Annotated in this window: 12 protein-coding genes; 9 read left to right on the top strand and 3 right to left on the bottom strand. The window is 64.0% G+C overall.

All coding sequences use genetic code 11. The features are described from left to right. Positions 1 to 67: 67 nt before the first annotated feature. The 5 genes from AC4FS3_RS21745 (at position 68) to AC4FS3_RS21725 (ending at position 5,126) form a co-directional block, all read left to right on the top strand. Positions 68 to 1,105 carry an FUSC family protein gene (locus AC4FS3_RS21745; protein ID WP_491022279.1) on the top strand — a complete coding sequence of 346 codons (1,038 nt, stop codon included), beginning with the start codon at positions 68 to 70 and terminating at the stop codon, positions 1,103 to 1,105. Between the two features lie 20 nt (positions 1,106 to 1,125). Continuing rightward, a complete protein-coding gene (locus tag AC4FS3_RS21740; RefSeq protein WP_491022278.1) occupies positions 1,126 to 1,554 on the top strand; it encodes a MarR family winged helix-turn-helix transcriptional regulator in 429 nt (142 codons plus the stop codon). Then, on the top strand, positions 1,551 to 3,179 hold the full coding sequence (locus AC4FS3_RS21735; RefSeq protein WP_491022277.1) for an MFS transporter: 1,629 nt from the start codon (positions 1,551 to 1,553) through the stop codon (positions 3,177 to 3,179). The genes AC4FS3_RS21740 and AC4FS3_RS21735 overlap by 4 nt, the downstream gene beginning before the upstream one ends. A gap of 4 nt (positions 3,180 to 3,183) precedes the next feature. Beyond that, positions 3,184 to 4,215: an HlyD family secretion protein gene (locus tag AC4FS3_RS21730; protein WP_491022276.1), complete on the top strand. Its 1,032-nt coding sequence runs from the start codon at positions 3,184 to 3,186 to the stop codon at positions 4,213 to 4,215. Between the two features lie 686 nt (positions 4,216 to 4,901). After that, a complete protein-coding gene (locus AC4FS3_RS21725) occupies positions 4,902 to 5,126 on the top strand; it encodes a hypothetical protein (protein WP_491022275.1) in 225 nt (74 codons plus the stop codon). Here the strand turns inward: AC4FS3_RS21725 and AC4FS3_RS21720 are convergent, their stop codons facing one another. Then, a complete protein-coding gene (locus AC4FS3_RS21720) occupies positions 5,127 to 5,417 on the bottom strand; it encodes an ArsR/SmtB family transcription factor (RefSeq protein ID WP_491022274.1) in 291 nt (96 codons plus the stop codon). Positions 5,418 to 5,536: 119 nt separating this feature from the next. On the opposite strand from AC4FS3_RS21720, the gene AC4FS3_RS21715 reads away from it, so the two are divergent. Continuing rightward, the gene (locus tag AC4FS3_RS21715; RefSeq protein WP_491022273.1) at positions 5,537 to 6,868 is read left to right on the top strand and encodes an LLM class flavin-dependent oxidoreductase; all 1,332 of its coding nucleotides are present in this window, start codon (positions 5,537 to 5,539) and stop codon (positions 6,866 to 6,868) included. Positions 6,869 to 6,876: 8 nt separating this feature from the next. On the opposite strand, the gene AC4FS3_RS21710 is transcribed toward AC4FS3_RS21715, so the two are convergent. After that, entirely contained in the window at positions 6,877 to 7,896 is a 1,020-nt protein-coding gene (locus AC4FS3_RS21710; protein ID WP_491022272.1) for an isopenicillin N synthase family dioxygenase, read from the bottom strand. 103 nt (positions 7,897 to 7,999) lie between these two features. Further along, positions 8,000 to 9,322 (bottom strand): O-acetylhomoserine aminocarboxypropyltransferase/cysteine synthase family protein, encoded by a 1,323-nt coding sequence (locus tag AC4FS3_RS21705; protein ID WP_491022271.1) that lies wholly within the window; start codon positions 9,320 to 9,322, stop codon positions 8,000 to 8,002. 428 nt (positions 9,323 to 9,750) lie between these two features. Between AC4FS3_RS21705 and AC4FS3_RS21700 the strand changes: the two genes are divergently transcribed. Genes AC4FS3_RS21700 through AC4FS3_RS21690 form a run of 3 tightly spaced genes read left to right on the top strand, consistent with a single transcriptional unit; the run spans position 9,751 to position 13,045 of the window. Beyond that, positions 9,751 to 10,776, top strand: a complete 1,026-nt coding sequence (locus AC4FS3_RS21700) for an amino acid ABC transporter substrate-binding protein (protein ID WP_491022270.1) — start codon at positions 9,751 to 9,753, stop codon at positions 10,774 to 10,776. A gap of 14 nt (positions 10,777 to 10,790) precedes the next feature. Further along, positions 10,791 to 11,975, top strand: coding sequence for an amino acid ABC transporter permease (locus AC4FS3_RS21695; RefSeq protein ID WP_491022269.1), 1,185 nt, complete (start codon positions 10,791 to 10,793; stop codon positions 11,973 to 11,975). After that, on the top strand, positions 11,972 to 13,045 hold the full coding sequence (locus tag AC4FS3_RS21690; protein ID WP_491022268.1) for an amino acid ABC transporter permease: 1,074 nt from the start codon (positions 11,972 to 11,974) through the stop codon (positions 13,043 to 13,045). The genes AC4FS3_RS21695 and AC4FS3_RS21690 overlap by 4 nt, the downstream gene beginning before the upstream one ends. Positions 13,046 to 13,099: the final 54 nt, after the last annotated feature.

Here is a 13,099-nt window from a genome sequence, read left to right as displayed (position 1 = left end):
GACCGGCGCGCGGGGCGACCTGTGCGCCGTTTCGCCTTGCCATAGCTGTCAGAAGAAAGCCCTCCCCATGGATCGATTGCCACTGCAGTTTCAGCGCATGATGGCAGCGGGGCGTGATGCCCTGGCCGCCGCAACCGCCGGTGCGATTGCCTGGCTGCTGGCAAGCTGGCTGTTCGGCCATACCCATCCGGTTTTTGCCATGGTGACCGCAATTGTCTGCCTCGCGCCGGGCCTGCCCAATCACGGGCGGCAGGCGACCGGCATCATTCTGGGGGTGACCATCGGCATTCTCGTGGGCGAGGCGGCGCTGCAATTGCCTGTCTCCGGGATCGAGGGGCCGACCACGTCACTGTTGCGCATGATCGTGGCAATTCTGCTTTCGATGATGGTCGGCGCGTCCTTTGGGCTGCCGGCGGTGGTTCCGATCCAGGCCGGGGTTTCGGCGGTGCTGGTGCTCGCAATGGGGGCGGACAGCGCAGGCTGGCACCGGATGCAGGATGTGATCATCGGTGTGGGGGTCGGGCTTTTCTTCAGCCAGGTCCTGCTGACGCCAGACCCTTTGCGCCAGATCGACCGCGCCATGAGCGAATTGCTGACCCGGATCGCGGGCGGGCTCGACCTCGCGGCTCAGGCCCTGCAGGACACAACCCCGCGCCGTGCCGAGATCGCGCAAAGCCATCTGTCGCGCGTTCAGGAAACCATCGGCGCGCTGCAAAACGGCATCGACAGCGCCAGGTACGAGGCGCGCTGGTCGCTGCGGGGGCGCATCGCGGCCAATCGGGTGCGGCGCGAGGCGGAACGTGTTGAGCATGACGCGATCCGGCTGGGCGCCTCGGCACTGCTGCTGGGCGATGCGCTGCTGGTGGCGATGCGCAACGGAAACACACCCCCTGCCGGGCTGGAGGCGAACCTGCGCCACCTTGCTGCAAGCTGCCGTGCCCGGATGACCGGCACCGCCCCGCCTGACCAAGGCCTGGCCAGAACAGAGAGTGTCGACAGCGCCTGGGCCGCCGTTCTTGTGCAAATGCGCGCATTGGGTGCCATCCTTGGTGCGGAGCCCCGGCTTGACCAGCAGCGGCGGGAGGCATATCAGTTATCTGACTAACAAGTTAGCATGATAAGCAAATGGAACCCCGACCGCCAACCCTCGATCTCTTGCTGTATGTGATGCGCGAGCTGCGCCAGAATTACGACGCGCGCGCCGAAGAGCTGGGGCTTACGCTGGCCAGGACCCGGGTTCTGACCTCGCTTTCCAACATGGAAGGCGCCACCCAGGCCGAACTGGCCCAGGATCTGGGCATTGAGGCCCCCACGCTGAAACGTCAGATCGACGGGCTGGAAAAGCTTGGTTTCATCGAGCGGCGCGGCATGGATGGCGATGCCCGCAAACGGGCACTTTTCCTGACCGACAAGGCCCGTTCTGCCGGGATCTCGCGTTTCGTGCGCGCGGTGCGGGCCGAACTGTTCGAGGGTATCACGCCCGAAGACATGGCTGCGATGGACCGCGCGCTGCAGCAAATTGCCATCAATACCGCCAGGATTGGCGAGAAATGACCTCCGCCCCGCAACCCGCGCCCGCAGGAATGAGCACCGCCCAGGCGCTGCCGTTCTTCTTTGCCTCGGTGCTGATCGGTCTGGCACAGGGCCTCGGCCAGGGCTTTGTCAGCGCCAATATTCCGCAGATTGCCGGCGATCTGGGTGTCAGCACCGCCGATGCCAGCTGGCTGATGGCGGCCTATATGATCCCGCGCGCGACGCTGCCCCTGATGCTGATCAAGGTGCGCACTCAGTTTGGTCTGCGCCGCTTTGCCGAGGTCAGTATTGTGGTCTTTGCAGTGGTGGCTTTCGCAGCGCTCTGGATCTCGGATCTGCGCTCGGCGGTGGTGGTGCAGTTCCTGTCCGGCTGTGCCGCTGCGCCGCTTTCGACGCTCGCGTTCCTTTATATGCTGGAGCCACTGAGCCCGCCCGATAAGATGAAATACGGGCTTCCGGCGGTGATGGCGGTGATCCTGATCGGGCCCAATCTGGCGCGCGTCATCTCGCCCTCGCTGATCGGAGATGGCGGTCTGGCGGGCGTGCATTTTGCGGCGCTTGGCCTTGCGCTGATGTCGCTTGCGGTGGTCTGGGTGCTGCCGCTGAAACCACAGCCGCGTGAGAAAGTGATCGAAGCCGGGGATTTCCTCAGCTTCGCGCTGATTTCCTTCGGCTTTTCCGCCATTGTCATCAGTTTTGTGATGGGGCCGATCCATTGGTGGTTCGATGCGCCCTGGATCGGCTGGCTGCTGGCGGGGGCGGTGATCTCGCTGACACTCGCGGTGATCATCGAGCTGGGGCGCCGCGCGCCGCTGGTCGATTTCCGCTGGCTCGCGACCCCGGCCATGCTGCATCTGACGCTGACGCTTTTGCTGTTCCGGCTGGTTCTGTCGGAACAAAGCACCGGGGCGCCCCGGATGTTCCAGGTTCTGGGCGTGGCGCCCTCGCAGATGGAAAGCCTGTTTCTGGTGATCTGTATTGCCGCGATGATGGGCGGCCTCGCCTGTGTCGCCTGGATGAAACAGACCCGCGAGCCGGTGTTTCATGCGGCGGCGCTGGTGCTGATCGCGGCGGCGACGTTCCTCGATTCACAGGCAACGGTCCTGACCCGGCCCGAACAATTCCTGATCAGCCAGGCCCTGATCGGCTTTGCCTCGATGCTGTTCATGCCGCCCGCGATGGTGATGGGGCTGATGGCCGCGCTGAAAAAGGGGCCGAATTATCTTCTGTCCTTCATCATCGTCTTCATTGCAACCCAGAGCCTTGGCGGCGTGATCGGATCGGGGATCTTCACCACCTTCACCACCCATCGCCAGACCTTCCACCTCGCCACCCTGACCGAACAGCTCTCCGCCAGCGACCCGCTGATGCAAAGCGTGATGGCGCAGGGCACCGCGCTTTTTGCCACCCAAAACCCGGATCTCGCGGCGGACCGGCTGCAAACCCTGTCGCAGCTGATGACCGAGGCCGGGCGCCAGGCCTGGGTCATGGCCTATAATGATGCCTATTTCCTGACCTTTCTCATCGCGCTGACCGCGCTTGCGGCGCTGGTCCTGCATGTGCTGCGCGACTGGATCTGGGCCAGGATGAACGCCGCATTCGGTGCAAAACCCGAAATCTCCTCTCCCCCTTCAGAACAGAGCTGACGCCATGAGCCGTTCCTTCTTTGTGCCCACCATTATCGCCGGGGTGATTGGCCTCGCGGGGCTGTTGCTGGTGCTTTTCGCCTGGCATCTGCCGCCTTTCGCACCCTCGGCCCCCACCACTGAAAACGCCTATCTGCGCGGTCGGGTCACCACGATCTCCCCGCAGCTGTCCGGCTATATCGCGAAAGTGGAGGTCCAGGATTTCCAGGAAGTGCGCGAGGGCGATGTGATCGCGGTGCTTGACGACCGCATCTACCGCCAGAAACTTGCCCAGGCCGAAGCCGGGCTGGCCGGCGCAAAAGCTGCGATGGAGGTCGCGGTGCAGAATGTGCGCTCGGCCGAGGCGGTGCTGAAATCGGATGCGGCGGCGCTGGCCTCGGCCGATCTCGCCGTGGAAACCGCGCGGTCCGACAACAGCCGCACCACATCGCTGCGCGAACGCGGCGTGGCGACCGAGGCGGCGCTGGAACAGACCGAACTTGCGCTGCAAAAGGCGCTGACCGCCCAGACCCAGGCTCAGGCCACGATGGATGTGCAGCGCGAACAGCTCGCCAATGCGAAGGTGCAGATCGCAAGTGCCCAGGCCCAGATCGACAATGCCAATGCCGCCGTGGAACTCACCCGGATCGACCTCGGGAACACCGTGATTCGCGCGCCGGCTGCGGGAAAGCTGGGGCAAATCGCGGTCCGGGTCGGGCAATATGTCTCGCCCGGCACCGCGCTGGTCTCGCATGTCGGCCAGGATCTCTGGCTGATCGCGAATTTCAATGAGAGCAGCCTGAACAGTCTCGCCGTCGGCCAGAAGGTGCGCTTCAGCGTCGATGCGCTGCATGGCCAGGTCTTTACCGGCGTGATCGAGAGTTTCTCGCCTGCCACCGCCTCGGAATTCAGCCTGATCGCCGGCACCAATGCCACCGGCAATTTCACCAAGATCGCGCAGCGTGTGCCGGTCCGGATCAGGATTGACCCTGGCCAGGCGCGGGCCGAACTGCTGGCACCGGGCTTTTCGGTGGTCGCCTCGGTGCAGCCGGGCTGACGCGATATGGCTTTCTGCCCCCGCAGGCGACTTTTCAATGAAGCGATGGATCTCTCGATCGGGATCGAACGCCAGCACCAGAACCGTGAGCCCCGGGCGCGGAGCCGGGGCCGGCTGCGCCCAGAGCACCGATTACCGCGCGGTCTGGCATGAGGTGATGGAGGTCGACGGCCCGGCGGGAGCGAATTGCAGCTCGCCCTGGAAGATCCGAGGCTGCGACGCCGCAACCTGCTTCTGGGCATGCTGAGGCCACCGGATGCAGGGGCCTGGCCGACACGGACATTACAAACAGAATGGCCGAGCTGCAGCCCGTCGTCCTGCCTGATGGCAGTCGTGGGACACCTGGCCCGCGCAGCCGTGTTGCGCTTGACTTAGACGGGAGCAGGCGGCGGGTGCCCCGGCCCTTGCTGGGCGCCGCGCCGGCAACGGCGATCCTCGGCGCCACCGGCCAGATCCCCACCCCCGTCCTGGAACGGGGTTCGGCCGGCAGCGGTCTTTCCTCGCGGTTGGATGGCACGCTCTGTAGTGAACCGGGCCCCGAGGCGGGCGACGCGGATAGCGCAGGCGGCGGTGCCGCGCAGCTTCTGGGCACCATCCCGCCCGGCGGTACTGGCGGGCGGGGTTTGAACAGGTAGACCGACACGGAGTTTCCCAACCCCGAAGCCGTTGACATCATAGGGGCCGAAGTGCTGTACGACCATAAGCTGACCAAGCCGTCGGATAACTTCAAAGGCAGCACCGTCAGAGTGCATGATATCCTGCTTTCGGGCAAAAGCTCGGGTTTCCGGCTCAGGGTCTCGGCCAGCGTCAATACCACCGCTCCGGAACTCTGGCGGTCTTCCGCGCTGAGCCGGCATGAGGCGGTGCTCCGCGACATCTTGGCGGCTGGCTTCGGCTTCGCCCGGCCCTGATCAGAGAGCGGCCAGAGCGTTGCGAAAGGCGGCGATCACCGCCTCGTCCCGGCGATAGAACACCCATTGTCCGATCCGCTCCCGCACGATCAGCCCCGCCGCCGTCAGCACCGCAAGATGTGCCGAGACCGAAGATTGCGCGAGGCCGCAACGCGCGAATTGCCCGGCGCAGATACCCAGATCATGGGGCAGCGCCTGGTCGGGGAAATGTTGCTCCGGCTTGCGCATCCAGGTCAGCATCTGCCGCCGCGCCGGATGCGCCAGGGCCTTCAGGATCAGATCCTCATCCATGTCCGCACCTCTGCCGGGTCTCTCTCAGGAGATCAATTCTGTCTTATATCGTAAAAATCCGATATATCATTTTGCAAATCCCGATATAAACTCTGCCCATCTTTAGCAGGAATGTCATCATGAGCCGTGACCGTCAGCTTCACCTCGGTGCCTTCATGCGGCCGGTCTCGCTGCATACCGGCGCATGGCGCTATCCCGGCGCCTGGCCGGATGCGAATTTCAACCTCCGCCATCTGACCTATATGGCGCAAAGGCTCGAAGCGGCTAAGTTTGACGCCTTTTTCATGGCTGACCACCTTGCCGTGCTGAATATGCCGGTCGAGGCGCTCAGGCGCAGCCATACCGTCACCTCGTTTGAACCCTTCACGCTGTTATCCGCGCTGGCGGCGGTGACGGAACGGATCGGGCTGATCGCGACGGCCTCGACCAGCTATGACGAGCCCTATCACGTCGCGCGGCGCTTTGCCTCGCTGGATCATATTTCCGGCGGGCGCGCGGGGTGGAATATCGTCACCACATCTAACCCCGATGCGGCACTGAATTTCGGGCGCGAAGACCAGCCTGACCATGCCGACCGCTATGCACGGGCGCGGGAATTCTATGATGTGGTGACCGGGCTCTGGGACACATTTGCCGATGATGCCTTCACGCGCGACGTGCAAAGCGGCCAGTATTTCGACCCGGGCCGGATGCATGTGCTGGGTCACAAAGGGCCAGAGCTTTCGGTGCGCGGACCGCTGAACATCGCGCGGCCTCCGCAGGGCTGGCCAGTGATCGTGCAGGCCGGCGCCTCCGAGCCCGGTCGCCAGCTTGCGGCGGAAACCGCCGAGGCGGTGTTTGCCGCGCCGCAAAGCCTCGCCGATGGACGCGCCTTTTATGCCGATGTGAAAGCGCGGGCGGTGGCGGCGGGCCGGGCGCGCGAAGATATCGTGATCCTGCCCGGCGCCTTTGTGATCGTGGGCGAGACCATTGCCGAGGCAAAGGCGAAACGTGCCGCGCTTGACAGTCTGGTCTATTCTGAAAGCGCCATCGCGTCCCTGTCGATCGCGCTCGGGCTTGATGCATCGGGCTTTGACCCGGATGCGCCTTTGCCCGAGGATCTGCCCGAGACCAACCAGTCGAAATCCAGCCGCGACCGGGTGATCGCAATGGCCCGAAGCGAGGGGCTGACCGTTCGTCAGCTGGCGCAGCGACAGGGCGGCTATTCCGGCCTCTCTTTCATCGGCACACCCGCAAGCATCGCCGATGAAATGGAGGAATGGCTCGACCAGGGCGGCTCTGACGGGTTCAACATCATGTTCCCCTTCCTGCCGGCGGGGCTGACCGATTTCACCGATCAGGTGGTGCCGGAACTGCAACGCCGCGGCCTCTTTCGCCGCGAATATGAGGGGGCGACGCTGCGCGACCACCTTGGCCTGAAACGCCCGCCGAACCGGTTCTTTCCGGCCTGAACCGGCGTTCAGCCGTTCCCGGCCAGCCCCGCCCTGAGCAGATCGCCGTGATGGGCATGCGCCACATCGGGATGCGAGCGCAGGCGGCTTTTCAGATGGTTCAGCCCGACATTACGAAAGAGCGGGTTCAGCGGGTCGACCGTCAGCCCGCGTTCGCGGCTTTTCAGCGCATCTGGCAGCGGCAGGACCGGGATTTCGGCATCGTAATGCGCGCCGAGGAAGAAGGCGTAGGAAAACCGCTCCACCCCCGGCGGCGGGGCGATCACGTCATGCACATCGGCGCGCACGAAGCCATTGGTCGCCAGCTCTAAAAGCTCGCCTGAATTGATCACGAATGTGCCCGGCAGCGGCGGCACCCTGATCCAGTCTCCGTCAAGCGTCTGAACCCGCAGCCCCTCGACCTCGTCTTGCAAGAGAATGGTGATGATGCCGCCATCCTTATGCGCGCCGACCCCCTGATCGGTTTCGGCCACATCGCGCCCCGGATAGCGGATCAGTTTCAGAAGCTGGGTCGGCTGCGGCTCGTAAACCGCGCGGAATGCGTCCGCCTCGAGGCCAAGCGCCAGCGCAATCGCCTGCAAAAGGTCGATCCCAAGCGCCGTCACCCGCTCCTGATAATCCAGCACCACCGGTTTCAGATCGGGCAGCGCGTCGGGCCATTGGTTTGGGCCATGCAGCCGGCTCCACGGATCTGTGCCATCCGGGAGGGGCTCGCCTTCGGTGTTGAAATCGATCTGCTCACGCCAGTCCTGCTCGCCGCGCGTGTGTTCCAGCCCGGCGCGGTTATAGCCGCGAAAATGCGGCGACTTCACCATCTCGACCGCCAGCTTCTCCGCCTCGGGCAGCGCAAAAAACGCCCGTGACAGACGTTTGAGATCCTGGATCAGCGTCTCGGGGACATCATGGCCGGTCAGGTAGAAAAACCCGTGATCATGAAGCACCGCGCGCAGTTCCTCAACGAAAGAGGCACGCGCGTCAGGCCCGGCATGGAAACGGGAGACATCGAGAATGGGAAGGGTGCTGGACAATCTGGGCTCCTGATCCGGCGCATGGCAAGATAAAAGGTAAGATGCGGGGAGAGGGAGGGCCCTCCCCGCGCCGGGGTTTACGCCCGGGTTTCACGGCGGAACTTTACGCGGCCTTGCGGTCGCGATTGCCCGATACCGCCGCAAGAGCCTGCTTCAGATCGGCGATGATATCCTCCGGATGCTCGATCCCGATCGAAAGACGCACATATCCCGGCGTGACGCCTGCGGCCTGTTGTTCAGCCCCGGTCAGCTGCTGATGCGTGGTCGAGGCCGGATGGATCGCGAGACTGCGCGCATCGCCGATATTCGCCACGTGATGGAAAAGCTGCAGCGCGTCGATAAAGGCGCGGCCGGCATCAACGCCGCCTTCCAGCTCGAACCCGATCAGCGCGCCATAACCGCCTTCGAGATAGGTATCGGCGCGGCGCCGGGCCTCGCCGCCCTGCAGGCCGGGATAGATCACCTGGGTGACGCCGGGCAGCGCGGCCAGCACGTCCGCCACCTGACGGGCGTTTTCATTGTGCTGACGGATGCGCAAAGGCAGCGTCTCCAGCCCCTGCAAGGTCAGGAAGGCGTTTTGCGGCGCAACCGAGGCGCCGATGTCACGCAGCAGCTTGACCCGCGCGCGCAGCACATAGGCGATGGGGCCAAGGGGTTTCGCAGCCTCGGTCCAGATCGCACCGTGATAGGCGGGATCGGGCTGGGTCAAAAGCGGGAAACGGGCGGCATGGGCCTCCCAGTCGAAGGTGCCGCCATCAATGATCGCGCCGCCAATCGCGGTGCCATGGCCGCCGATATATTTCGTTGTCGAATAGACCACCACCGCTGCGCCATGTTTCAGGGGCTTTGCGGTCAAAGGCGCCGCCGTATTGTCGAGGATCAGTGGCACACCGAGCTTGCGGCCCAGCTCGGCCACTTCCGCGATCGGGAAGACCTGAAGCTTGGGGTTCGGCAGCGTCTCGCCAAACCAGGCGCGGGTTTTGTCGTCAGTCGCTTTGGCGAAATTCTGCGGATCGGCCTGATCGACGAACCGCACCTCGATGCCGAACTGCTTCAGCGTATTCGACAAAAGCGTGACCGTGCCGCCATAGAGATCAGTCGAGGCGACGATATTGTCACCGGCCTGGGCGATATTCGTCAGCGCGAAAAACGTCGCGGCCTGGCCCGAGGCCAGAGCCAGCGCCGCCGCGCCGCCCTCGATCTGCGCGAGCCGGGTTTCCAGCGCGTCAGTCGTCGGATTGCCGATGCGGGAATAGATGTTCCCCAGCTCCTCCAGCGCGAACAGACGCGCGGCATGGGCGGTATCGTCAAACTGGAAGCTGGTATTCTGGTAGATCGGCACCGCGAGCGAGCCGGTCGCCGGATCGGTGCGCCAGGTGCCGCCATGCAGGGCGAGCGTCTCGGGGTGCAGGCTGGTCGTCGCCATCGGGATCATCCTTTCAGGTGGATCAGGGGGTCGGGCAACGGCCCGCAGGGTGAGATGGCACCAGCATCGTCAAATCATCACGATTGTTTCAATCGTCTTATCAGGGGCGTTCAGGGAAGGAGATTTTCTTCGCCCCTGCCCCGGCAGGAGAGTTGATCTTTTCTGCACGAAACCGCCCCGGAACGGGAAGAACCACAGAGAATTTCTTTGCCTGGCATGGCCGCGCAGCCTGTATCTGACGTGATTCGAAAAGCAGCGCCGGCGGGCGGCAGCAGAATTATTCTCCGCGCCGTCCCTGCGGCGAAAGAGAGCTGCTCTTCAGTCGCGTAATTACAGAAATATCATGTAAATCAGCAAGATACTTGATATAATTCAGGCTCCGCGCTCGGATTGGCTCATGAAACCGGCAGATATCGGAGCATCTTTCCATGAGCAATGAACGACTTTTCGGCCGCACCCTGCGCGGTCTTGCAGCAGCAGCGGCACTTGCCGCAACTGCCCTTCCCGCGACCGCAGGCGGCACGCTGGACGCGATCAAAGAGCGCGGCGTGATCAAGGTCGGTGTCGGCACCACACCGGGTTTCTTCTCGCCCGACAGCGAGGGCAAATGGCAGGGCTTCTTCATTGATTATGGCCGGGCGCTCTCGATCGCGGTCTTCAATGAAGACGGCAAGGTGGAGTTCACCAATTCGTCACCGCAACAGCGCCTGCCCGCGCTTCAGGCCGGCGAGTTTGACATCCTCCTGTCGGGCGTCACCGTCACGATCAACCGCGCCTTCAACCTTGGCTTCCATTTCGGGCCGACGGTGTTTTATGACGGCCAGGGCATCCTTGCGCGCAAAGAGCTTGGCGTGACCTCGGCGGCAGAGCTCGACGGCGCGGTGATCGGGGTGCAATCGGGCACCACGGGCGAGCTGAACATCGCCGATTTCTTCCGCAAATCCGGCCATGAATTCACGCCGGTCACCATCGAAGACACTTCGGAATTCATCGCGGCGCTGGAATCGGGCCGGGTCGATGCGATCACCCAGGACAGCTCGGATCTCGTGGGCAAGCTGCAACAGCTGAAGAACACCGATGACTATGTGCTTCTGCCCGAACGGCTGTCGAAAGAGCCGCTCGCGCCTGCGATCAAGGCCGGTGATGACCAATGGCTCGAAATCGTCAACTGGACCGTCTATGCCACGATCCAGGCCGAAGAATGGGGCATCACCTCGGCCAATGTCGATGAATTCCTGAAATCGGAAGATCCGGCGATCCAGCGTTTCCTCGGCGTTGATCCGTCTTTGGCCGAGGCCATCGGGTTCAAGCCGGACTGGGCCTATAAGATCATCAAGACCGTGGGCAATTACGGCGAGATCTATGAGCGCCACCTGACGCCGCTGGGCTGGAAGCGCGGCTATAACGACATCTGGACCAATGGCGGGCTGCTCTATTCGCCGCCCTTCCGCTGAGCAGGTCAAAGAAGGTGAACATCCCCCTCCGTGAGGCAGGGCCCAATGAGGCAGGGCGGGGTCAGTCACCGCATCGGCGCGGGGTTATTCCCGCGCTGGTCGCATGGTGGGGGCCGCGCCCCTATACGCAGCTGGCTCTGGTCCTGGTGATCCTGGCCGGGCTCTGGCTTTTGGGCCAGAACATCGCCGCCGCGCTGGAGAAAGCCGGGATCTCGCCCGGCTTTGCCTTTCTTACACGCGCCGCGAGTTTCCAGATCGGCGAGAGCGTGATCCCCTTTTCCGCCGGTGACACCTATCTGCGCGCCATCGGTGTTGGCGTGATCAACACGCTGCGTGTGGCCGCAGTGGGCTGTGTGCTGGCGGCTTTGCTCGGGACGGCGCTTGGGGTTCTGGGGCTGATGGGCAACCCGCTCCTGACCCGGCTGGTCAGGATCTATGTCGAGCTGATCCGCAACACGCCGCTGTTGCTACAATTGTTCTTCTGGATCGCGCTGGCGCGCAACCTTCCGGGGCCGAAACAGGCGGTGCATGGGGGTGGTATCTGGCTGACAAATCGCGGCGTCTATGTCCCCGCGCCGGTGGTCGAGGCTGGCTGGCTCTGGCTGCTTCTGGCCTGCGCGGTCGTGATCATCGCCGTGCTGGCGCTGCGCCGGTTTGCCGGGCGCAGGCGCGGCACCTGGCCCGTTGCCCTGGCGCTGATCGCCGGCATCTTCTGGCAGGCCGGTCTCAGCTTTGACATCCCCGCGCTTAAGGGGCTGAACGTGCGCGGCGGACTGGTGCTGTCGCCGGAATATGCCGCGCTTCTGATCGCGCTGGTCGTGAAATTCTCGGCCGCGATTGCCGAGATCGTGCGCGCTGGCATCCTTTCCGTCCCAGAGGGCCAGCGCGAGGCCGCCCGCGCCATGGGCCTTTCCGACTGGCAGATCATGCGCCTTGTGATCCTGCCGCAGGCGCTGCGGGTGATCGTGCCGCTGACCACTTCGGTCTTTCTTGATCTGACCAAGGATTCGAGCCTCGCCGTCGCGATCGGCTATCCCGATCTCGTCTCGGTCCTGAACACCACCGCGAACACCACCGGCCAGGCCATCGAGGCAGTCCTGATCATGGCGGGCACCTTCCTCATGCTCAACCTATGCGTCGCCGCGCTGATGAACCATTACAACCGCCGCGTCGCCCTGCGCGGAGAGGGGCGCAGATGAGCGTGATCTTTATGAATTATCGCAGCCGCGACCTGGTTGCGCCCTTGTGGCGCAGCCTTGCGGGCGGGCCGCTGAACACCGTGCTGGCGCTGGCCTCGGTGCTGATGCTGGCGCTGATCCTGCCGCCCTTGATCCATTGGGCGGTTACCGACGCTGTCTTCAGCGGCACGCAGGAGGAATGCCGTGCCGCCAGCGGCGCCTGCTGGGCCTTTCTGCGCGCCAAGGCGCGTTTCATCCTGTTCGCCTTTTACCCCGGCGAGCATCTCTGGCGGCCGATCCTAGTGATCGTCGCACTGCTGGGTCTGATGGTGGCATCGGTGCTGCCGCGTTTCTGGGGGCCGTTCCTGATCCTGGCCTGGCCGGTCACGCTGGCACTGGCCTGGGCGCTGATGGCGGGCGGGACATGGACCGGGGGGATCCTCACGCGGGTCTCGCTGAACGACTGGGGTGGGCTGCCGGTGACGCTGCTGGTGTGGTCGACCTGCATGGCCTTTGCCTTTCCGGCGGCTGTGCTTCTGGCGCTGGCACGGGCCTCGGATATGGGCGGGCTGCGGCTGATTTCGATCACCTATATCGAGGTGATGCGCGCCATTCCGATGGTTGCGATCCTGTATTTCGCCATGCTGATCCTGCCGCTGGCTTTGCCGCAGGGCGTGATCCTGGATAAGCTGATCCGCGCCACGATCATGGTCGCCCTGTTCTGGACCGCCTATCTGGCAGAGGTCGTGCGGGGCGGGCTGCAAACCGTTGGCCCGGGCCAGGCCGAGGCGGCACAGTCACTCGGGCTGGGCTATTGGCGCATCATGCAGCTGGTGGTGCTGCCCCAGGCTTTGCGCCAGGTGATTCCGGGGCTCGTCAATCTTGGCATCGGCTTTCTGCTGGCGACCTCGCTGCTGGCGGTGATCGGGGCGTTTGATCTTTTGAACACCGCCCGGGCCTCGACCACTGACACGCAATGGCTGGGGTTTTACGATGAGGCCTATGTCTTAGCGGCCCTGATCTATTTCCTGCTCTGCTATGGCGGCTCGCGCTACAGCAGCTGGCTCGAAACGCGGCTGCGCCGGCGATGACCCTGTGCCCGCCGGAAGAGGGAATTTCCCCCCGGCCCATATAGCCAGACATGG

Source organism: Pseudogemmobacter sp. TB195 (assembly GCF_058313095.1).
The sequence above is the reverse complement of the archived record's forward strand: the minus strand, read 5'-3'. Positions and strand labels throughout refer to the sequence as shown.

Bases quoted from the DNA above. Each gene is read 5' to 3' on its own strand.
- AC4FS3_RS21745 (WP_491022279.1), top strand. From the start codon at position 68: ATGGATCGATTGCCACTGCAGTTTCAGCGCATGATGGCAGCGGGGCGT.
- AC4FS3_RS21700 (WP_491022270.1), top strand. From the start codon at position 9,751: ATGAGCAATGAACGACTTTTCGGCCGCACCCTGCGCGGTCTTGCAGCA.
- AC4FS3_RS21715 (WP_491022273.1), top strand. From the start codon at position 5,537: ATGAGCCGTGACCGTCAGCTTCACCTCGGTGCCTTCATGCGGCCGGTC.
- AC4FS3_RS21690 (WP_491022268.1), top strand. From the start codon at position 11,972: ATGAGCGTGATCTTTATGAATTATCGCAGCCGCGACCTGGTTGCGCCC.
- AC4FS3_RS21705 (WP_491022271.1), bottom strand. From the start codon at position 9,322: ATGGCGACGACCAGCCTGCACCCCGAGACGCTCGCCCTGCATGGCGGC.
- AC4FS3_RS21735 (WP_491022277.1), top strand. From the start codon at position 1,551: ATGACCTCCGCCCCGCAACCCGCGCCCGCAGGAATGAGCACCGCCCAG.
- AC4FS3_RS21720 (WP_491022274.1), bottom strand. From the start codon at position 5,417: ATGGATGAGGATCTGATCCTGAAGGCCCTGGCGCATCCGGCGCGGCGG.
- AC4FS3_RS21740 (WP_491022278.1), top strand. From the start codon at position 1,126: ATGGAACCCCGACCGCCAACCCTCGATCTCTTGCTGTATGTGATGCGC.
- AC4FS3_RS21730 (WP_491022276.1), top strand. From the start codon at position 3,184: ATGAGCCGTTCCTTCTTTGTGCCCACCATTATCGCCGGGGTGATTGGC.